This window comes from Polycladomyces zharkentensis, from assembly GCF_016938855.1.
Lineage (GTDB): Bacteria > Bacillota > Bacilli > Thermoactinomycetales > JIR-001 > Polycladomyces > Polycladomyces zharkentensis.
The window spans coordinates 71,191-91,044 of record NZ_JAFHAP010000005.1 but is presented as its reverse complement, the minus strand read 5'-3'; the positions used below and the strand labels follow the sequence as shown (position 1 = coordinate 91,044).

At 53.9% G+C, this 19,854-nt stretch carries 18 protein-coding genes and 1 riboswitch; of the genes, 7 read left to right on the top strand and 11 right to left on the bottom strand.

Annotated features, from left to right (window positions below):
- Positions 1-35 precede the first annotated feature (35 nt).
- Both JQC72_RS04930 and JQC72_RS04925 read left to right on the top strand, forming a co-directional pair.
- Positions 36-593, top strand: coding sequence for a PadR family transcriptional regulator (locus JQC72_RS04930; protein ID WP_205493387.1), 558 nt, complete (start codon positions 36-38; stop codon positions 591-593).
- 196 nt (positions 594-789) lie between these two features.
- On the top strand, positions 790-2,115 hold the full coding sequence (locus JQC72_RS04925; protein WP_205493385.1) for a helix-turn-helix domain-containing protein: 1,326 nt from the start codon (positions 790-792) through the stop codon (positions 2,113-2,115).
- Between the two features lie 133 nt (positions 2,116-2,248).
- On the opposite strand, the gene JQC72_RS04920 is transcribed toward JQC72_RS04925, so the two are convergent.
- From JQC72_RS04920 to JQC72_RS04895, 6 genes are all read right to left on the bottom strand, one after another.
- The gene (locus JQC72_RS04920; RefSeq protein ID WP_205493383.1) at positions 2,249-2,626 is read right to left on the bottom strand and encodes a hypothetical protein; all 378 of its coding nucleotides are present in this window, start codon (positions 2,624-2,626) and stop codon (positions 2,249-2,251) included.
- Positions 2,627-2,940: 314 nt separating this feature from the next.
- Positions 2,941-4,113, bottom strand: coding sequence for a sulfate adenylyltransferase (gene sat, locus JQC72_RS04915; RefSeq protein WP_205493382.1), 1,173 nt, complete (start codon positions 4,111-4,113; stop codon positions 2,941-2,943).
- Positions 4,114-4,127: 14 nt separating this feature from the next.
- Positions 4,128-4,883, bottom strand: coding sequence for a sulfite exporter TauE/SafE family protein (locus tag JQC72_RS04910; protein ID WP_205493381.1), 756 nt, complete (start codon positions 4,881-4,883; stop codon positions 4,128-4,130).
- A gap of 1 nt (position 4,884) precedes the next feature.
- Entirely contained in the window at positions 4,885-5,607 is a 723-nt protein-coding gene (locus JQC72_RS04905; protein WP_205493380.1) for a phosphoadenylyl-sulfate reductase, read from the bottom strand.
- A 45-nt stretch (positions 5,608-5,652) separates the two neighbouring features.
- Positions 5,653-5,931: a DUF3906 family protein gene (locus tag JQC72_RS04900; protein ID WP_205493379.1), complete on the bottom strand. Its 279-nt coding sequence runs from the start codon at positions 5,929-5,931 to the stop codon at positions 5,653-5,655.
- Entirely contained in the window at positions 5,928-7,556 is a 1,629-nt protein-coding gene (locus JQC72_RS04895) for a nitrite/sulfite reductase (protein ID WP_205493378.1), read from the bottom strand. Before JQC72_RS04895 ends, JQC72_RS04900 begins: the two co-directional genes overlap by 4 nt.
- 80 nt (positions 7,557-7,636) lie before the next feature.
- A riboswitch (SAM riboswitch) is annotated at positions 7,637-7,754 on the bottom strand.
- Between the two features lie 354 nt (positions 7,755-8,108).
- Between JQC72_RS04895 and JQC72_RS04890 the strand changes: the two genes are divergently transcribed.
- Positions 8,109-8,549 (top strand): YtoQ family protein, encoded by a 441-nt coding sequence (locus tag JQC72_RS04890; protein WP_205493377.1) that lies wholly within the window; start codon positions 8,109-8,111, stop codon positions 8,547-8,549.
- Between the two features lie 95 nt (positions 8,550-8,644).
- Here JQC72_RS04890 and JQC72_RS04885 read toward each other — a convergent pair whose 3' ends face one another.
- The 3 genes from JQC72_RS04885 to JQC72_RS04875 form a co-directional block, all read right to left on the bottom strand.
- Complete coding sequence (locus tag JQC72_RS04885) at positions 8,645-8,971, bottom strand: spore coat protein GerQ (protein ID WP_205493376.1); 327 nt, start codon at positions 8,969-8,971, stop codon at positions 8,645-8,647.
- A gap of 17 nt (positions 8,972-8,988) precedes the next feature.
- Positions 8,989-9,408, bottom strand: a complete 420-nt coding sequence (locus JQC72_RS04880; protein ID WP_205493374.1) for a cell wall hydrolase — start codon at positions 9,406-9,408, stop codon at positions 8,989-8,991.
- A gap of 261 nt (positions 9,409-9,669) precedes the next feature.
- Positions 9,670-11,274 carry an amidohydrolase gene (locus tag JQC72_RS04875; RefSeq protein WP_335342395.1) on the bottom strand — a complete coding sequence of 535 codons (1,605 nt, stop codon included), beginning with the start codon at positions 11,272-11,274 and terminating at the stop codon, positions 9,670-9,672.
- Positions 11,275-11,474: 200 nt separating this feature from the next.
- Here JQC72_RS04875 and JQC72_RS04870 point away from each other — a divergent pair, with 200 nt between their 5' ends.
- On the top strand, positions 11,475-12,980 hold the full coding sequence (locus JQC72_RS04870) for a carboxypeptidase M32 (protein WP_205493373.1): 1,506 nt from the start codon (positions 11,475-11,477) through the stop codon (positions 12,978-12,980).
- Positions 12,981-12,994: 14 nt separating this feature from the next.
- A complete protein-coding gene (locus JQC72_RS04865; protein ID WP_205493372.1) occupies positions 12,995-13,327 on the top strand; it encodes an ASCH domain-containing protein in 333 nt (110 codons plus the stop codon).
- Between the two features lie 124 nt (positions 13,328-13,451).
- Here the strand turns inward: JQC72_RS04865 and rnz are convergent, their stop codons facing one another.
- Complete coding sequence (gene rnz / locus JQC72_RS04860) at positions 13,452-14,378, bottom strand: ribonuclease Z (RefSeq protein ID WP_205493371.1); 927 nt, start codon at positions 14,376-14,378, stop codon at positions 13,452-13,454.
- Positions 14,379-14,563: 185 nt separating this feature from the next.
- On the opposite strand from rnz, the gene JQC72_RS04855 reads away from it, so the two are divergent.
- Entirely contained in the window at positions 14,564-15,913 is a 1,350-nt protein-coding gene (locus tag JQC72_RS04855; protein WP_419179840.1) for an Nramp family divalent metal transporter, read from the top strand.
- A 368-nt stretch (positions 15,914-16,281) separates the two neighbouring features.
- Positions 16,282-17,847 carry a DNA-binding protein gene (locus JQC72_RS04850; RefSeq protein WP_205493370.1) on the top strand — a complete coding sequence of 522 codons (1,566 nt, stop codon included), beginning with the start codon at positions 16,282-16,284 and terminating at the stop codon, positions 17,845-17,847.
- Positions 17,848-17,997: 150 nt separating this feature from the next.
- Here the strand turns inward: JQC72_RS04850 and rlmD are convergent, their stop codons facing one another.
- Positions 17,998-19,386 (bottom strand): 23S rRNA (uracil(1939)-C(5))-methyltransferase RlmD, encoded by a 1,389-nt coding sequence (gene rlmD, locus JQC72_RS04845; RefSeq protein WP_205493366.1) that lies wholly within the window; start codon positions 19,384-19,386, stop codon positions 17,998-18,000.
- Positions 19,387-19,854 lie beyond the last annotated feature (468 nt).

Below are 19,854 nucleotides of genomic sequence, written 5' to 3'. Positions count from 1 at the left end.
TCATGTCAATCGATGGATGAGTGGGGGTTGATTTGATGCGTGTACTGAAATACGCCATCTTGGGTTTATTGGATAAAGGAGAATTAAGTGGCTATGATATTGCCAACCAATTTAAGGAAGGAGAAATCGGACAATTTTGGAGTGCCAAGCATAGTCAGATTTATCCCGAACTCAAAAAACTGACGGACGAAGGGCTGATTCAATACCAAACCGTCATTCAGGGAAGCAAATTGGAGAAAAAAATCTACTCGATTACACCCGATGGAAAGCAAGAGTTGCACGAATGGTTGACCCATTTCGGTCCCATTCCCGCAGTCAAGGATGAATTTATGTTGAAGGCTTATTTCGTGTCTTCCATGTCACCGAATGAAGCGAAGGACCTCTTTCGGGATCAGTTTAACAAGCGCAAAGAGAAACTGGCCTTTCTGGAAAAAAGATTTGATGAGTTACAAAAGAAAATGACAGATCCCGTTGCGCGTTCCCCCCATTTTGGTCACTATTTGGTACTGACGAGGGCAATGGAACGGGAAAAAGGATATATTGCATGGTTGGAAAAAGCTCTGAAATGGTTGGAAGAAGTGCCTGAATCATAAACAGCCGCACACCTCCCAGCCAACCCCTCTAGATTTCTTCCCCTCTGATCGGGCGCTTGTCCTGCTATCGGACCATCAAACACCAACCAAAAATTCCAAATGGTGGTTGGTAATTTCTTCTGTCTCTTTCCCTGGAAAGTATGCCTGTTGTACCATGGGGATTAGTACAGAGGAAGAGATAGGAGGAGAAATCGGATTGCAGTCCCTACAAATAGACAAAATCGGTGATGTAATAAGAAAAATACGAAAGAAGCGCGGACTGCGCTTGGAAGATCTGGCCGACGACAACATTTCCCCTGCTACGATCAGCAATATCGAGCGCGGCATTCCGCACGTTCATCCCGATAAAATCCGTTACCTGCTCTCCAAGTTGGATTTGGACCTGGATGCATTACCCAAATTGATCCAGGAAGAACGCCACGAACTGGAACGCCTGCGATTCCGCCTTACCTCCATCGAAACATTGCACGATCTCGGACATGCCGATGAAGCATTGAAACGAATCGACGAATTGTCATTGGACGATACCCATGATTTGGCCGCGGCCGTATATTACCTCAAGGGAAAGTGCTATATAACCAAGGGTCACTTGCGCAGAGCTGAACGGTTGCTGTTCAATGCGATCCGGCTGACCGGGCAACAACCCGAGCAACAAAAATACAACTTGGAAGCAGCCGCCTTTTGTGAGCTGGGGGCGGTCTATTTCAACCAGCACCGTTATGAGCAGGCATTGCAATATTTTGAGAACGGTTTGTCTGCTTTCCATCAAGACGGCGAACGAAGCCAGCTCCGCTACCTGCTTTTGGTCAACAAGGCTGCATGCCTGGATCGGTTGGGCCGGACCGGTGAAGCGTTTCAAACCGTGGAAACCCTGTGGCATGACCTGCCCCGGATTCATCACGTTCCCACCGTTTTGAAAACTTACGAATTGCGGACGGAATTGCTTCTTCGACAACGCCTGTCGGATGATGCGATTTCATGCGCTCTTGAGGGACTGGAAATTGCACGTTTGAATCATCAGTATGATCGTGCGTTTTATTTATGGACTTTGCTCGGAAACGTATATTTTCAAAACCGGGATTGGGAAAATGCCGAACTTTGTTATTGCCTCGCCCTCCGGTTAAAAAACCGTCTTCGTGATCAACAGATGATCCTGAAAGCCTATACTCAGTTGGGATTGTTGTACATGGCACGGCAAAAATGGGAGCAAACGAGGGAGCAACTTGAACAGGCGCTCAAATTGGGACGTCAACACCCCTATTCGCCGGTGTATGCAGACGCTCTGATGGCCATGGGGAATTATTACCGTCTGCGGAAGGAAACGAAGGAAGCGGTTGATCATTACCGCGAAGCTGTGAAATGGGCACGAAAAAACGGCGATCGAAAAAGGGAACGGGACGCACTGTTCCATCAGGCGCAATGCTTGAGAGAAGGGGATCCCGATTGGTTCCGCTCCTGCTTGGAGGAGCTGTATCGCGCGGAAAAAGCGTTGCGGGAAATCACCACACCTTATCGGTCATAATCAACACCCCGGAAGTGCAAAGACTCCGGGGTTTCTACGGTTATCCGGGTGAACTTTTTCTCGTGCTTGTATTGCCAAAGCTCAAAGGCCGCTCGCCGGATCAGGCCCCTTCCCTCAGTCTATGTATCCAGTCTCACTCTGTTGTTTGCTTCTCCCCAACGGCCTCTTCCGATTGCCGTTTTTGATACTCGACAACAGATTGTTGGAGCATCTTTCCCAACTCACCGGGTAATATGAATTGGAAAGCATTGAATGCGCCGTCGACCGCGGCGATGAATAATTCTTTGTTCGGGAGATCAGCCAGCGTCTCCGCCTCATTGACTACATCGAATATCGTTTGGCGGAATTTTTCGAGCAGCTCCCTCATCCGTTCCAACTCGCCGTGGTTGACACGATCATATGTACAATAAGCAAGAAACTCGGATAAGTCCATCCCGTATTGTTCGGCGAGTTCTTCCGACTTGGCCTTCAGATCTGCATCGATCGCCCGTTGCAGCGATGGTTGAGTCATCCGGTTCCATCCTCCTTGCATATCATCCCATACATACATGCATATACAAAATTATAGCATAGAATGGTTTGGATACGTTTTGACGAACAAAAAACCCGTCCATCCGGACGGGCAGATTGATGACAAAGTTATCTCACTCGTGATTTCGGGTGCGCCGTTCTCTCTCACTCCTCTTTCACCGCTCCCTGCAGATTGGATTCTCGCATTTTCAAATCGAAGCACCGCAGGGTTGGGTCATCGCCTGACCGAAAATAGATCCTCCTGCCGGAATGACCAGACACACCCTGATCAACAGCCTCGCGCGAGTTGGTCTGCTACTGCGCAACACGTTCCTTTTCCCGCATGCCTTCGATCAGTACTTGAACCACTTCCGGTCGGGAAAACTCGGGTGGCGGCATAATTCCCTCTTTCAGCATTTGCCGTACTTTGGTCCCCGACAGGATGACATGATGCTCCTTATCGTGGGGACATGTTTTGTAGGAGGCCATTCCACCGCACCGTTTACAATAGAAACTGTGTTCAAAAAACAGCGGCGTAATCCCCAGTTCTTCGGGCCGGAACTCGCGGAAAATTTTTTGCGCGTCGTACGTGCCGTAATAATCGCCTACACCAGCATGATCGCGCCCCACGATAAAATGGGTGCAACCGAAATTTTTGCGGGCAATGGCGTGGAAAATCGCCTCACGGGGTCCGGCATAACGCATGGCCGCCGGAAATGCCGCAAAATACACCCGATCCTTGGGATAATATTCGTTGAGAATCACTTCGTAACTGCGAATGCGTACATCCGCCGGAATATCATCCGACTTGGTCTCACCCACCAATGGATTGAGGAACAAACCATCCACTGTCTCCAGCGCCGCCTTCTGGATGTATTCATGAGCCCGATGCACGGGATTCCGCGTTTGAAACCCGACCACCCGCTGCCAGCCGCGTTCTTGGAAAGCGGCTCGGACAGCACGGGGATCATGAAAATATTGAGCGAATGGACCGTGATCGGGTCGGCGCAGCAACCGTATCGGGCCGCCCGCGTAAACCGCCGGTGAACGGTACAGTCGGGCCACACCCGGGTGTTGCTCATCTTCGGTCCGGAACACCTCGCGCGCCTCTTTTTTCTGGTCGACATCATAGACGGACTCCACTTCCATCACGGCATACACGACGCCTTGATGGGCAAGCGCCACCGTGTCACCCGGTTTCACCGTTTTTTGCATCTCATCCGGCAACGGAAGCGTAATCGGCAGACTCCACACTGTACCGTCCGTCAACCGCATTGTATCCCGTACGGAAAGGTAATCCTCTTCATTCAAGAAACCGGTCAGCGGTGAGAAAATACCGGTCGCGATACACTCCAGATCGGACAGTGTCACCCCGGTCACTTCGATCTTCGGCAACTTCTCCGCCCGTTGAATCCATTCTTCTTTTTCTTCACCGACGACAACGCGATCAATCAACACGCCGCCATGCGGTGCGATGGTTTCCCCCATTTTTTCCACTCCTCTCATACCAACTTGACACCTGTCAAAAACAACACTACGATCAACCCGATCCGCAACGCGAAATCGGGCAATTTCAGCGTCAACCGGCCGCCGATGAGAATGCCTGGGATGGACCCGATCAACAGATACATCACAAACGGCCAGTCCACATGACCGAAAGATGCATGCACAACGCCCGTGGTCAGCGTCAGAAAGAAAGCATGAACCACGTCGGTCCCCACCATCATCGGAGCAGGAAGCCTTGTCGTGGCAAGCAAAAAGGCCATAAACATCGACCCGCTTCCCACGGATGTCAGGCCGACGAGAAAACCGCCCACAAATCCCATCACGCCAACCGGCATCCGCCACAATGAGCGGATTGTACGGTCCTGGCGGCGCTTTTGAATCAACCGCCAGCCCATCGACAGTGACACCAAGATAAACGTGATGCCCAACAGATGACCCAGCACATTTTCCACGGAAAGGGAGAAATGATCCAATACGCGGATGACCAAAACCCCCAGTATTCCACCCGGCACGCTTCCTTTCAACAATTGAAACACCATCTGCTTGTGCCAAGTACTTTGACGGATGTGCTGCAGCGTACCGACCGCCTTGGTCACGGCGGAATAGACCAAATCCGTTCCTACGGCCATCGTGGGCGAAAAGCCGTACAGCAAAATGAGGAGCGGGGTCATGAGCAACCCCCCGCCCATTCCTGTCAGCCCCACCAACGTGCCCACCAAAAAACCCGTGAAAATAATACCGATCTCCAACATTTTACTTATGCAATCCGCACTCCGTCTTCATGAATCCCGCCCAGCGACCGGCTCGCGGATCTTCTCCCGGTTTGACCGGTCGGGTACAAGGTTCACAGCCGATACTGGGATATTGGCGGTCATGAAGCGGATTGTATGGCACCTCGTTTTCTTTGATGTATGACCACACTTGCTCGGAAGTCCAAAAGGCCAACGGATTGATCTTGACCAATTGGAACTTGCCGTCCCATTCCACCACTTCGGCGTTGGCACGCGTGGGCGACTGCTCCCGCCGGATGCCGGTAATCCACGCACGGTAGGATTTCAACTGCTTTTCAAGCGGCGCCACTTTCCGCAGATAACAACACTGGTTGGGATCGCGCGCCCACAACTGATCTCCCCATTCCCGCGCCTGTTGTTCCAGCGAAAGATCAGTGGAAACGCGGATGAAATCCTTTTGATACTTCTCCGCCAGACGATCCCGGGTTTCATAGGTTTCCCGGAACAAGAGACTGGTGTCCAAGTAGAAAATGTCGACATCGGGGTTCAATTTGACCAACATGTCCACGAGCGCCACGTCTTCATAACCGAAGCTGCACGCCAACGTCAAATCCGCCGGACCGAACTGCTGAACAGCCCATGCCAGGATATCCGAAGGATGTGCATTCCGTAATTCCTCAGCCGCCGCTTTGCACGCTTCCGGTGACCATACTTTCTCTTCCGTCTGTACAGTTTGATTGCCCATGATGTTCCCTCCTGCACAATGCATATTCATTCCGCACGCAATTGGTCACACATCAAACCCATTTTCCGACACATTTCCACTGATAACGTATCCGCTCCCCGTTTTTGCCCTGCGCTTTTCCTCCAACGCCCATTCCGCCACCTTGGGTGGAACGAGAAAATGACGTTCCCATTCTTTTTCCGCCGTGCTAAAGGCCGTTTCGTCGTCTTCCGCCAGGATCACAATCGTATGCGTTTCCCCTTCTTCCGTCACAACCGACAACCGGTACAGAAACAGGGAGGGTTCCTGACGATCCTTCCGATGATTCGTCTTATGAACACTCATTGCGTTCCCGCCTTGGCCAGTGCTTCGTCCAGTCGCTCCTGGAATGCGGCCACCCCTACGCGGTCCACGAATTCGGAAAACGATTCACCGGGTTGCCGTTCATTTTTGTAAAAGAGCACCAACGATTCCAACACGCGCGGAACATCATTTGCTTCCACACGCCCCTTGAGCTGGGTGTTGAAACGGCCTTTCCCGTTCAGATGTCCGCCAACCGACACGGTGTATGCCTCCACCATGCCTGCCGAAGTTTTCAGTTTGCCGCCCAACAGCCCGATATCGGCGATTTGTTGCTGGCCGCAGGAGTTGGGACAACCGTTCACATGCAGGCGGATCGGCACGTCGAGGTCAATGCGGGAATCCAGATACTCCACCGTCCGGTGCATCAACTTCTTGGTTTCGGTCAACGCCAAGTTGCAGAATTCGTTACCGGTGCAGGAAACGGCATGTCCGACAAATGTTTTCGGATAGGGTGTCAGCCGCTCCAGCAACGGTTCTTTCAACAGATCGTCCACCCGGTCCCGCGGTACGTCGGGGATGATCACGTTTTGCGTGTTTACCGTGCGCACGGAACCCGAGCCGTATTTGTCCGCAAGATCGGCCAGTTGGAAAAACTCTTCTGCGGACGTCCGGCCGACGGGAATATTGAGTCCCACGTAGCAAAGCCCTTCCTGTTTTTGCGGATGCACACCCGTGAAATACCCGCCGTTCCACTCCTTCAACTGATCTTCCCCGCGGGAGGGATAAGGGCCGATCAGTTCGGTCAACACTTGCAAAAATTTCTCCGGTCCCCAGTCGGCAACCAGGAACTTCAGACGGGCACGATGCCGTTTTTCACGGTAACCGTAATCCCGGAACACTTTGGTGATTCCGACCGCCACATCCACCACTTGTTCCGGGCGCACAAACAGATCCAACTGCTGCGCCAGATGCGGCCGGTTGGACAATCCGCCGCCCACCCACACGTGGAATCCGACTACCCGTTCTCCGTCGATCTCCTTGATCGCAGGCGTGAAGGCGACATCGTTGATTTGTGCGTGCCCCGCATTGTGAATGTTGGCGGATACGGAAATTTTGTATTTCCTGGGCAAATTGGAAAATTCCTTGTTCAGCAAGAAAGTCTTCTCCAGTTCGGAAACGATCGGACGCGTATCGATCAGCTCATACGGATCGATTCCCGCCAACGGGTTACCGACAATATTGCGCGGACAGTCTCCACATGCCTCGTAAGAGTACAAACCCACTTCGTTCAACCGGCGGAAAATATCCGGGATATTCTCAATCCGAAGCCAGTGATACTGCACCGCCTGCCGTGTGGTCACATCGATGAGACCCCGGCCGTAATCGCGGGCAACTTCGGCCAGCACGCGCACTTGCCGAGAGTTCAGCACGCCCGTCGGAATCCGCACCCGCATCATGAAATAACCGTCAGATTTGGGTCGTTGCAGGTACAATCCCGCCCATTTGAAGCGGGCAAATTCCTCTTCGGGTATTGACTCAAACCCGGTTTGGGCGTATTTCTCGATATCGGGAATGACATCCAAACCGTCTTTTTCCAGTTTCAGTTTTTCCACTTCGTTCAGACGATCGATATCTTTCGCCCATTTCCATTGTTGCTGTTGCGCCATGATCGCTCCCCCTTTGATGAAAAAACCCCTTTTCCCGACGGGAGAAAAGGGGCGGTTTTTTCTCGATAACGCCTTTTTTCTCCCCATCTTCGAGAACCCGCGGTTCTCTCCGGAATTGGCACCGGGTTCCGCCCCGAGGGTCGAAACTGGTTGCCGAGGCTTCACAGGGCCGAGTCCCTCCACCTCTCTGGATGGGAAAGCAGGTATATTGCCAAAACCGAGTTAACCACTCAGATTAGTAAACTAAACTGATTTGTTGTCATGATACTCCGATTTGTCGCTATTGTCAACCCGTTTTCAAAAAAATTTTTTTAATAGGAACTGCCTATCTGTGAGAAAACCCCAAGCGCACCGAAGCCGTCCACTGCATGTTTGTCGCTTTTTGATACAATGGAAGAGGATCTGCCCCAAGGCATCATGGGTGTGTCCGGCCATCATCAGGTGGGCCGCATGCTGCGCCCACAGTTTCAAATCGCCTTGATTTGCTGGGCACAGGGGAAGCGATGCACACGATAGGAATCAAGACACGACCTCAAAAGGAGGAGATGGAAATTGGAACTGCTGGTTTATCTCGCGGGGCAAATTCATGACGATTGGCGCGAACAATTGCGAAAAAAAGCGGAAGAGCGCGGCCTGCCGATCATCTTTAAAGGGCCGCAGGAAGATCATGACCGCTCAGACGCGATCGGCGAACTCATCAAAGGAAAACAGCCCAACGCGGTATACCGCGATCATGCTGCGTCCGAACTGAACAATCTGCGGACACGAATCTGGATGCAGAAAGCGGATGTGGTGATTGCGCTGTTTGGTGAGAAATACCGGCAATGGAACACGGCGATGGACGCGGCCATGGCCATCCAGATGGGAAAACCGCTCATTTTGGTTCGCCCCGAAAGCCTGCATCATCCGTTGAAAGAGCTGTCCCAAAGGGCGCAAGTGACCGTGGAAACAGTAGACCAAGCGTTGGATGCACTGGCTTACGTTTTGGAGTAAGCAAAAAAAAATCCGTTTCCCCTGGCAGTACCGGAAACGGACACCGCTTCATCCAAGTCGGCTCCACCTGTTGATCGGGCCGGCTTTTTTGCCGTTTAAGATTCACCGGCCAAAGCGGCGGGCCGATCATCAAACACCACATAATCGATATTGATGTTGAGAAACATGTGATCCTTGCCGGTTTGCCTGTCGCGAACCACGATGAAATCCCTGCCGACGCCGCGCAGCGTGCCGGTGGTTTTTTTCGCAGGCCACTGGGGATTGTTTTCAAAAGTAAGATACACCGTCACTGTTTTCCCGATGTTGCGGTGGAGCAGGTCTTCCGAATACACACGCCGTCTTTGCTGTGTTACCGACGCGTCATCCCATCCTTGAACCGACAGGGAACCGTTTCCGTGTGGATAGTAATAAGGCCAATACACCTGTGCTCCTCCTTTTCTCAATATACATCCGGACACGATGCGGGTAAGGGGATGTAAAAGCAATGACTTTTGTACCTCCCGCTATGGGGCTGGTTGAACCATCGCGGGGGACATGGACCGACCGGTTTGAAAAACCACAGCGCATTGGAAGCCGGATCGTATCGCTCGCCCCGGATGACCCTGCGAGCCAGACGAATGTCACGACTTCTTGCCGCTTGATAGAAGTACGGCCTCTGCACGGCTTCAAACCCGCCGGGCGATTGGAACACCATCGCCCTGATCGACCGGAGCCCCTCAAAATCCAGACAATCGCCAACCACCCTGTTGACCCCGACGTTGCCGACCAACAACATCGCCATCTGACCATCCCCTTCCGCCTCCGCCCGCATCAAACGCGCCAACAATTTCACTTCTTCACTGGTGGCTCGAACCGGCATGGAATCACCTCGCGGCTATTCTATGTGAAGGCGGGGGCAAAAAGAACAATTCAGGTTGTGGACGAAGTCTGCGGGTTCCGTTTTCCCGTCTCCGCTCCGTAGCGACGGCCAAGTCGCTTCACGGGAAAATCGGACCTGTTCCTCCAAAGGGTGGCCTTTTCCCACGATCGGCCTTTGATCTTGCCAAAGGAAAACGGCTCACGCAAAAACACAATGGCAGACCACTTTGTCAGCAATCTCACGCTTTGCCACCATGCATCCCTATTCCGCCCGGTATGCCACCTTTCCGTTTACCACGGTCATGACCACCCGCGCCTTCAGGATCTCATCCGGTTCCGCGTCGGAAAGTGTACGGTCCAACACGGTAAAATCGGCCCATTTCCCCGGTTTGACCGACCCTCGTTCCCTTTCTTTTCCTTCGGCAAACGCGCTTCCCACCGTCCACAGACGCAACGCTTCCGTTACGGTGAGTCTTTGTTCGGGTCCGTACCCCGGGTGTGCAGTCTCCTCCGGATGACGACGGGTGACCGCGGCGTGGATGCCCAGCAACGGATTCAAGGGTTCGATCGGTGCATCGCTCCCTCCGGCACACACCACGCCCGAATGGAGCAGAGACTTCCACGCATAGGCATACGAGAGGCGTTCCGCTCCCAAACGCTCCCGCACCCAGGGAAAATCGCTGGCCACAAACCGGGGTTGGATGTCCGCCACGATCAGCAATCCGCTCATGCGCGCCAACAAGTCGGGCCGTAACACCTGGACGTGGATCAAACGATCCCGATATCGCGTTTCCCCCGGGGAGGGATGCCGCTTCCAAGTATCGAGCGCCTGTTCGACCGCCCTGTCTCCAATCGCATGAACGGCGACGGGAAAACCGGCTTCGCGTGCCCGGCTCACCCATTCCGCCAATTCGGCATCCGAATGAACCGGTGCGCCTGCGGTCTCCGGCGCATCCGCATATGGTTCCGACAACCAGGCAGTCCGTGCTCCGATCGCACCATCGGCGAAGAGTTTGACCGCGCCCACGTCGGTCCATTCATCCCCCGTCCCTGCTCGAAGCCCCAGTTCCACCGCTTCATCCAGGTGAGGATGATAAAGCAAATGATGCGACCGGAACCATATCCCCGCTTCAGCCAGACCGCGATATTCCCGAAACAGTTCACACACACTGCCCATCACGCGCAAATCTTCCGTGTGGGCCGCGGTCAACCCGAGGGCCAATGCTTCTTTCACCGCCTCACGGATATAGGCACGCTTTTGTTGGGCCGTCGGTTCCGGTATGGCCGCGAAGAACGGGCGTGACGCGTTCTCATAGATCATCCCGTTTACCTTGCCGTTCAGATCCCGCCCGTACTTTCCTTCCTTCGGATCATCCGGCTCCAATCCCACACCTGCGACTTGGAATGCAGTTGTGTTGGCCACATGTGCATGATGACAGATGCGGGTCAAAAAAATGGGATGACGCAAGGAAACGGTATCCAGTTCCTCCCGATGCGGCACTTCCTTTTCCACCCATCTGTTTTCATCCCAATTGATTCCCACGATCCACTCCCCCGCGGGTGTGCGCGCCGCGATTTCACGCAACAGACAAAGCATCTCCCCTTTGCTCCTCGTTCCGCTCAGATCCAACCGATGACGCAGCATCCCGTACGCCGCCAGATGCACATGGCTGTCCACCCAACCGGGATATACCGTCGCCCCCTGCCAATCGACGCAACGCACATCCGCTCTTCCCCAATGCAACAGCAAATCTTGGCTGGTTCCCACATCCACAATCCGCCCGTTTTCCACGTAGACAGCTTCCGCCGATTCCCGACCCGCATCCATGGTGATCACATGACCATGTAAAAACAGTGTTTTTTCCACTTCTCCCTCCCCCTTGCGCTGATGAGTCCAAACGGTTATATTCACCTTGTCAATCTCATGTTAAAATGAGGAGTAGCGGGTATATTCAGGAATGATTCCCGTCACGGTTTCGTATCCCATACATAATCTTTTGTCATTTCCCGTATCATTGTAACATTTTGGTCTGATTGCATGACACGAGAAAGAAAAGGAGAGACAAAATGGACGCACGTTTGCAAGAACTGAAAAAGAGGTTGACGGAGATCAACGATCTGCATGCGGCGGCCGCCTTACTGTCATGGGATCAATCGACCTACATGCCCGAAGGAGGCGCCGAAGCGCGGGGACGGCAGATCGCCACGTTGCACCAATTGGCGCATGAAAAATTGACCGACGACCGTTTGGGTCAGTTGTTGGACGATTTGAAGCCGTATGAGCAAAGCCTTCCTCCCGATTCCGACGATGCCAGCCTGATTCGCGTCGCCCGTCGGGAATATGAACGGGCCGTCAAGGTTCCCGCTTCTTTCATCGCCAAATTCTCCAACCACACGGCCACCACGTACAACGTGTGGGTAAAGGCCAAAGCGGCCAACGACTTTTCCATGGTCCGCCCCTATTTGGAAAAAACGCTGGAGTACAGCCGGGAACTGGCCAGCTTTTTCCCTGGTTACGAACACATCGCCGACCCGCTGATCGATTATGTGGACGAAGGGATGACAGCAAAGAAGATTCGAGCGTTGTTCGGGGAACTCCGCGAACGGCTCGTCCCGCTCGTACAGGCGATCACGGAGCAAGAGTCCGTCGACGACACCTGCGTCCGCCAACACTTTCCGGAGCGGGATCAACTGGCATTCGGCGAACTCGTGATTCGTCAGCTGGGATTTGATTTCCGTCGGGGTCGTCAAGACAAATCGCCCCACCCTTTCATGACCAAATTTTCATTGGGAGATGTGCGAATCACCACGCGCGTGAAAGAAAACGACCTGACCGAAGCCCTGTTCAGCACGATTCACGAGGCCGGACACGCGATGTATGAATTGGGCATCTCGGAAAAATACGAAGGAACGCCCTTGGCCAGCGGCACCTCCTCCGGTGTTCACGAAAGCCAGTCCCGCCTGTGGGAAAATATCGTTGGCCGGAGCCGCCCCTTCTGGCGCCATTTTTACCCGCGTCTGCAGAAGGTGTTTCCTTCCCAGCTGGGTCACGTGGACGAAGAGACATTTTACCGTGCCATCAACAAGGTGGAACGTTCGCTGATCCGAACGGATGCCGACGAAGTCACCTATAACCTGCATGTGATTCTGCGGTTCGATCTGGAGCTGGCCATGCTGGAAGGACAGTTGGCCGTCCGCGATTTGCCGGAAGCGTGGCGCGAACGATACCGGAGCGACTTGGGGATCGTGCCGGAGACAGACAGTTTGGGCGTCATGCAGGATGTTCATTGGTATGCGGATACGATCGGCGGTGCATTCCAATGTTACACGCTGGGCAATATTTTAAGCGGACAGTTTTACGCTGCCGCCAAACGGGCGAATCCCCACATCGAAGAAGAGATCGCCCGAGGTGAATTCGGCACGCTGCATCAATGGTTGAAGGAAAACATTTACCAACACGGCAAAAAATACACGGCAGACGAGTTGGTACGGCGAGTGACGGGTGAACCGCTGTCCATCGAGCCGTACATGGACTATTTGACGAAAAAGTACACGGAACTGTATGACCTTTGAAAGGAGTGTCCGGGATGATCCGGCCCTTGCCGCCCAAAACATGCTCCATCGATCGGCTGGTCACGCGCGAGGCGGATGTTGAAAAAGTGCTGAGCGGTGACAAACATGCGGCCAGACGCAACGGCCGCTACGCCGATCCCGGTGAAACCCTCGAATTGCGGGGACAACGATTTTCCATCACCGCCGTATATCGTCAAAAACTGGGGGAGATGACGGACACCGACGCCCGTTCAGAAGGATTCCCCGATCTGGACGCCTACCGAGAGTATATCCTCTCGTTACACCCGGGTATGCGTTGGGTTCCCTCCATGGAGGTTTGGGTGCACGAGTGGAGTCCCGTCACCTGACGGGCGTCATCTCTCTCCCCTCTGTTTCTTGGTGGCATGGGTGAGAATGCGCTCCTGCGGCTTTAAGTTCAGAGGTTGCTGTTGGAAAAAACCTTTTCCCGGCGACGGCGGTCATTTCATCTGTTCAATCGCGTGAGATGACCGGATAGCACCAACCGTCCCGGGCGACGTATGTCTCCGGGAAGATGGCCCTGGCTTCGGCCAGCAATGCCGGTTCGTCCTCAACACCGTATCGCGGACTGATATGGTTGAGGAGCAGTGTGCGGACACCCGCACGTTCGGCCGTACGTGCAGCATCCACCGTGGTGGCATGTCCGTGCATTGCTGCCAGGGTCGCTTCCCGGGTCCGATACGTGGCTTCATGTACCAGTACATCCGCCCCTGCTGCCAGCCGAACCGCCGCTTCCGTCGGACGGGTGTCACCCAGAATCGACACAACCCGGCCCCGTTTGGGCGGTCCCAACACCTCTCTTGCCCGTATCATGCGACCGTCGGGCAACCGCACATCCTGTCCCGCTTTCAGCCAGCGGTATAACGGACCCGGCGGAACACCCCATGCCTGCAACAAGTCCGCCCGCAACGAACCCGGGCGGTCCTTTTCCTCAATGCGATAGCCGAAACAAGGGATGCCATGGTCCAATTCCGCACAGATCACCCGTACGTATTCATCCTCATAAACAACGCCGGGTGTCACCTCCCTTACTTTCAATTCATATCGTAAATGTGTCCGACTGACAGTCAGTACCGTATCCACGAATCGGCGCAATCCTTCCGGACCGAACAGGGTCAGAGGGGTATCCGCCTCCTGAAACGATCGGCTCCCCAGCACCCCCGGCAGTCCGAAAAGATGATCCCCGTGCAGATGGGTAATCCAGATGTGATCCACTTTCCCCAACTTCACCGGTGAATGAAGGATTTGATGTTGTGTCGCTTCCCCACAATCAAACAGCCATGTTCTTCCTTTTCGCTCCGTCCATTTCAAAGCCGTTGCCGACACATTGCGCTCCTTGGCCGGGACACCGGCTCCCGTACCCAGAAAAAACAATTCCATCCACCTTCCCCCTTCCCAGCGAACGAAGAATCATATATAATTTAGATCAGGGCAACTTTATTGCCCATGACTAATATTATGGTGAAATGAGATTGGACCTATATTTTTTTCGACAAAAGTTGACCTAGTGCAAAAAAATCGCTTTCAACCATCTTTGTTAGTTGAGAGAAAGAGGTGATCGGATCATGGCCATGACAGCACCACAAACCACTCCCGGTGCCGAAGGATGGCGCCGGGCGCGACAACAGCCGTCATTACCTGAAGTATACCGTTCTTTACCCATCCCGAAAAAGGGATCGTGGCTCCGAAAATTCCTTGCGTTTGCCGGTCCCGGTTATCTGGTGGCGGTCGGATATATGGACCCCGGAAACTGGGCTACCGATATCGCAGGGGGATCATTGTTCAACTACACCCTGTTGGCCGTCATTTTGCTGTCCAATGTGATGGCGATGATCCTGCAATCCTTGGCCGGAAAACTGGGCATTGTGACCGGGCGCGACTTGGCCCAGGCATGTCGGGACCACTACAGCAAACCGGTGGCCATCTCCTTGTGGATCTTGTGCGAGTTGGCCATCGCCGCCTGCGATCTGGCGGAAGTGATCGGAGCGGCGATCGCATTGAATCTGCTGTTTGGGATTCCTCTTCTGTACGGTGTATTGATTACCGTGCTGGATGTACTGCTCATCCTGTTTCTGCAGAGTAAAGGATTCCGTTACATCGAATCGATCGTCATTTCATTGTTGGTCGTCATCGGCATTTGCTTTGCGGTGGAACTGGTAATGGCCAAACCGGACTGGATGGGTGTGGCGAAAGGATTCGTTCCGAATCCTCAAATCATCCAAAACCCGGAAATGCTGTACATCGCCATTGGCATTCTCGGCGCCACGGTCATGCCGCACAACTTGTATCTGCACTCGTCGATCGTCCAGACACGTCGTTTTGACCAAACACCGGAAGGCAAGCGGGAAGCAATCAAGTACGCGACAATCGACTCCACGGTGGCACTGTTTTTTGCACTTTTGATCAACGCATCGATTCTGATTTTGTCCGCAGCGACATTCCACCGTTCCGGCAATGTGGAAGTGGCCGGGATCGAGCAGGCATATCACCTGCTCACACCGCTCTTGGGCACTTCCATCGCCAGTGTGCTGTTCGGGGTGGCGCTATTGGCTTCGGGACAAAACTCCACACTGACCGGTACATTAGCCGGACAGATCGTCATGGAAGGATTTCTGAATATCCGTCTTGCCCCATGGTTGCGCCGGCTGATCACGCGTCTGATCGCCATTGTACCGGCCGTCATCGTCACCGCCATGTACGGGGAAAACGGAACGATGCAACTGTTGATCCTGAGTCAGGTGATCCTGTCCCTGCAACTTTCTTTCGCCGTATTTCCGCTTGTTCAGTTTACCAGTGACAAGACGAAGATGGGTGAGTTCGCCAACCCGACATGGTTGAAAGTCGTTGCGTGGACGATCGCATTCGTCATCGCGGGGTTGAACGCATATCTGTTGTATTCGACAATGGTGGCGTAATGCTTCAACGCAGTACCGGAAGTGCAGGCGCAGGCAAAGGAACGTCACTTCAAAGGAAATGGCCTGCGGAGAATTTCCTGCGCTTTTCGGTTCTCCGCAAGAAGGTGCAGTCTTCCTTCACCCGGGAAACGTGTCTGATAGGATGATCAAGCAGACCTGGAACGATCACGGAAAAACACTGATTTTTCTTTGGATGTAGACAAAATGTATTTTGGGAGGTTCCCCTGTCCTCCCGCGTTTCGGCCCCATCAATCGGCTGAAGCGCGGGATTTTTTTGCGGCTGAGCATCCACCGGATGGACAAGAAGTACGTGAAGAATTCCAAAAAATGTGATAAAATGGGATTATCCCCATCCCGGAGGTGCCTTCATGCTCAAAAGCAAAATGGCGAACATCGTTTCCACCGCGTTCCTGCTGGCCTTGTTCATTCCCTGGATGCTGATGGCCACCGGATGCAGCCACCAACCACAGGTGAAACCCAGGGATGAAGCCCCCGTGATCGTACCCGACAAGCCGAACGGGAAGAAAGTGTTGTTTGACAACACGCATGAACAAACAGCCGGATCGGCTGACTGGGTCATCGACGGGGGTTTTTCCGACTTCGCCCAGGCATTGGCGGATGAAGGCTATGAAGTGAAAGAACTGCGCAAAAAGGAGCCGATCACCTACGACGACTTGCGACCATACGACGTTTTCGTCATCGGAGAAGCCAATAACCCCTACAAACAATCGGAGCAGAATGCCATGTGGCAATATGTCCAAAACGGCGGCAGCATTTTGTTCATCTCCGATCATTACAATGCCGACCGAAACAAAAACCGTTGGGATCCCTCCGAAGCATTCAACGGTTACCGACGCGGCGCCTGGAACAGTCCGACAAAAGGGATGAATCCGGAAGAAGCCGCCTCTCCCCCGATGCAGAATGTCGTCAGTTCCGACTGGTTGGCCCGGCATTTCGGCGTCCGTTTCCGCTACAATGCGATCGGGGATGTAACGGCCAACCAGATCGTTCCGCCGGATCAAGCATTCGGGATCACCAACGGCGTGCAAACCTTTGCGATGCATGCCGGATCAACTGTCGCCATTCTCGATCCGCAAAAAGCGAAGGGGATCGTTTATTTGCCCCGCACCAACGCCAAATGGAGTCATGCCGTCGACCAAGGCGTCTACAATGGAGGCGGTATCCCCGAAGGTCCGATGGTGGCCATCGCCAAAGCGGGGAAAGGAAAAGCTGCTTTTATCGGCGACTCGTCTCCCGTGGAAGACGACACACCCAAATACCGCAACGAAGAGACAGGTGCACCCAAAAAGACGCATGACGGTTTCCACGAACAAGACGATGCCGTGTTGTTGGTCAATCTGGTGAATTGGTTGGCCAAAAAGGAATCCTACACCCTGCTTTCGGAAGTACCGGGTTTGAAACTGGATCAACCGACCCGTTTGTATGAATGGGAACAACCGGCCAAGAGCACTGAACCGGAGAAGGAGCCGTGGGCGCCGCCCGCCGACGGATACAAATGGTGGGACCCCTCCACCTTCAAACCGGGCTCCTACGGTGCATCTGATTCGGGGAAACCCTCTCCACCTTCCGGGGATATCCGCTACATAGCAGAACATCCCAACCCGATTCCCGCCGGGCAAACGGTGTCTATCCGTGTGACGGCTGACGGTTTGCAGCCTGGCAGCACCGTCGAAGGATACCGACTCGGCCTCTATTTGGAAGGCGGGAAACAAGTGGCCAAGTTCCGCAACGCTGACGGTTCCTGGCCGAGTGCTTACGGTTACAGCGCCCCGTTCCAACTGAAATCGGACAGCAAAGGACATGCCGAAATCACATTGACCGCACAAATCGACCCGGGTGCCAAAGGCACGGCATATATTCGGTTAAAACAGGATGGAGATATCCGGTGGACGGAGAAGCTGGAGATCCGTTGAAAAACCGATAAAAAGTAGACAAGCGGCCCGTATTGGAAAGTCACATCCATACGGGCCGCTTGTCTACCCTTACGAATACCTCCCGAAGTCACTCGGACGGGCGACTGCGATCACTTTTCACCATAACCAACTATGAATGTCCACTGCGGATCACCTTTCTTTGGTGGCAGACAAAGTACACACCGTTTCCACGTGGGCGGTCTGCGGGAACATATCGACCGGGACCAACCGCTCCAGTTCGTACCCCCCTTGCAGCAACTGTGCGCAATCCTTGGCCAGCGTGGACGGATTGCAGGAGACGTACACCAGCCGCGGCACGCGCACTTCCCGCAACATGTCGATTAACGGCTGACCCAGACCGGTCCGCGGCGGGTCGACCACGACCACATCGGGCCGCAGCCCCGCTTTCACCCAACGGGGCAACAAGTCTTCCGCCTGACCTATGTGATACTCGGCGTGGTCGATCCCGTTCCGTTTCGCGTTGCACCGGGCATCTTCGACCGCTGACGGAATCGTGTCCATCCCGATGATGCGTGCGGCACGATCCGCCAACCACAAACCGATGGTCCCTACCCCGCAATAGGCGTCGATGACGGTTTCTTTTCCCGTCAGCTCGGCGGCTTCCTTTACCAAGTCGTACAATTTCACGGTCTGAATCGGGTTGAGCTGGAAAAACGCCGTAGCCGACAGCGCGTACACATTTTCATTCAGTCGCTCATCCACCGTTTCCTTACCCCACAAAATGCGGTTTTTCTCTCCAAAGACAAGAGAGGTGCGTTTCGGGTTGATGTTGAGCACGATGCTCTTCACCTGCGGCAAGCGACGAACCAGACGCTCCACCAGCTCTCGCTCTTGCGGCAATTCGTCGGTACGGCACACCAGCACCAATTGGGCTTCTCCTGTCCGAAACCCGAAGCGGGCCACCAAATGGCGCAACACACCCGTATGTTTCTTTTCATCGTAAATGGGGATGCCAATCTCTTCCACCGTTTTACGCGCTGTTTCCAGAATGCGGTTGGTCTCTGGGTGTTGTACCCCGCACTCCCTCATGTCGACCAACCGGTGGGAACGGGCCGAATACATGCCCATCACCACCTTTTTCCCCCGTAACTGCACCGGCAGTTGGGCCTTGTTGCGATATTGCCACGGTTCGTCCATCCCCACCGTCTCTTCGATCGGCAATTCCCGCAAGGAAGTGTAACGGACAAACGCTTCTTCCACCAATTCCTTTTTCAACTTCAACTGCATCGGATAATCAATATGCTGCAGTTGGCACCCCCCGCAATCGGCATAAACGGGACATGGCGGTTGAATTCGGTGAGGAGAGCGTTTCCGAATCCGAAGCAGACGGGCTTTGGCAAACCGTCGTTCCACGCTTTCCACACGGGCCACTACCACTTCACCCGGAATGGCCCCGTCGACAAACACCACTTGTTTTTGATAAAATCCGACTCCCTCTCCGTTGATGCCCAAACGGCGAATGGGAAGCCGGATGGTTTCCCCCTTTTTCAGGCGAATCATCGTTTCGTTCTTTGTCATGCTTCATACCTTCCTACCCGACTAGAGTGTATCTGGTGTTATCCACAGTGCTTTCCCGGCTCGCTCCACCTGCGCCCTGCAGGGATGCAGATGATGACCGCTCCGACCCGGTCAGCGCAGGACGCGGGCAAAGTACGCTTCGCTTTGAGGAAATTGCCCGCGATTTCAATCCTGCGCTTCCCGAGTCTTCGCTCAGTCAGGGCTTGGTCAGTCGCTCGTCCGGGAAAACATTGCTCCCTTACGGAATGACCAGACACGCCCTAAATAAGAGTTCGGATCATGCGCTCCCATTGCTTTCCCGGTTCGAAAATATTTCTTCCCACGGTTTCACAATCCCCCCCTCATTGTACCCGAATTTCCCGGACACCAAAAACCGCCTTCCCGCAAAAGGCAGGAAGGCGGTCATCATGTCAAATTTCACGGGTCTGTACCAGGGTGTGTCTGATGAATACCGTCCACATTGTTTGC

Coding starts and splice junctions, on each gene's coding strand:
- JQC72_RS04930 (WP_205493387.1), top strand. CDS start 36: ATGCGTGTACTGAAATACGCCATCTTGGGTTTATTGGATAAAGGAGAA.
- JQC72_RS04920 (WP_205493383.1), bottom strand. CDS start 2,626: ATGACTCAACCATCGCTGCAACGGGCGATCGATGCAGATCTGAAGGCC.
- sat (WP_205493382.1), bottom strand. CDS start 4,113: ATGGGGGAAACCATCGCACCGCATGGCGGCGTGTTGATTGATCGCGTT.
- JQC72_RS04910 (WP_205493381.1), bottom strand. CDS start 4,883: ATGTTGGAGATCGGTATTATTTTCACGGGTTTTTTGGTGGGCACGTTG.
- JQC72_RS04905 (WP_205493380.1), bottom strand. CDS start 5,607: ATGGGCAATCAAACTGTACAGACGGAAGAGAAAGTATGGTCACCGGAA.
- JQC72_RS04900 (WP_205493379.1), bottom strand. CDS start 5,931: ATGAGTGTTCATAAGACGAATCATCGGAAGGATCGTCAGGAACCCTCC.
- JQC72_RS04895 (WP_205493378.1), bottom strand. CDS start 7,556: ATGGCGCAACAGCAACAATGGAAATGGGCGAAAGATATCGATCGTCTG.
- JQC72_RS04880 (WP_205493374.1), bottom strand. CDS start 9,408: ATGCCGGTTCGAGCCACCAGTGAAGAAGTGAAATTGTTGGCGCGTTTG.
- JQC72_RS04870 (WP_205493373.1), top strand. CDS start 11,475: ATGGACGCACGTTTGCAAGAACTGAAAAAGAGGTTGACGGAGATCAAC.
- JQC72_RS04865 (WP_205493372.1), top strand. CDS start 12,995: ATGATCCGGCCCTTGCCGCCCAAAACATGCTCCATCGATCGGCTGGTC.
- rnz (WP_205493371.1), bottom strand. CDS start 14,378: ATGGAATTGTTTTTTCTGGGTACGGGAGCCGGTGTCCCGGCCAAGGAG.
- JQC72_RS04855 (WP_419179840.1), top strand. CDS start 14,564: ATGGCCATGACAGCACCACAAACCACTCCCGGTGCCGAAGGATGGCGC.
- JQC72_RS04850 (WP_205493370.1), top strand. CDS start 16,282: ATGCTCAAAAGCAAAATGGCGAACATCGTTTCCACCGCGTTCCTGCTG.
- rlmD (WP_205493366.1), bottom strand. CDS start 19,386: ATGACAAAGAACGAAACGATGATTCGCCTGAAAAAGGGGGAAACCATC.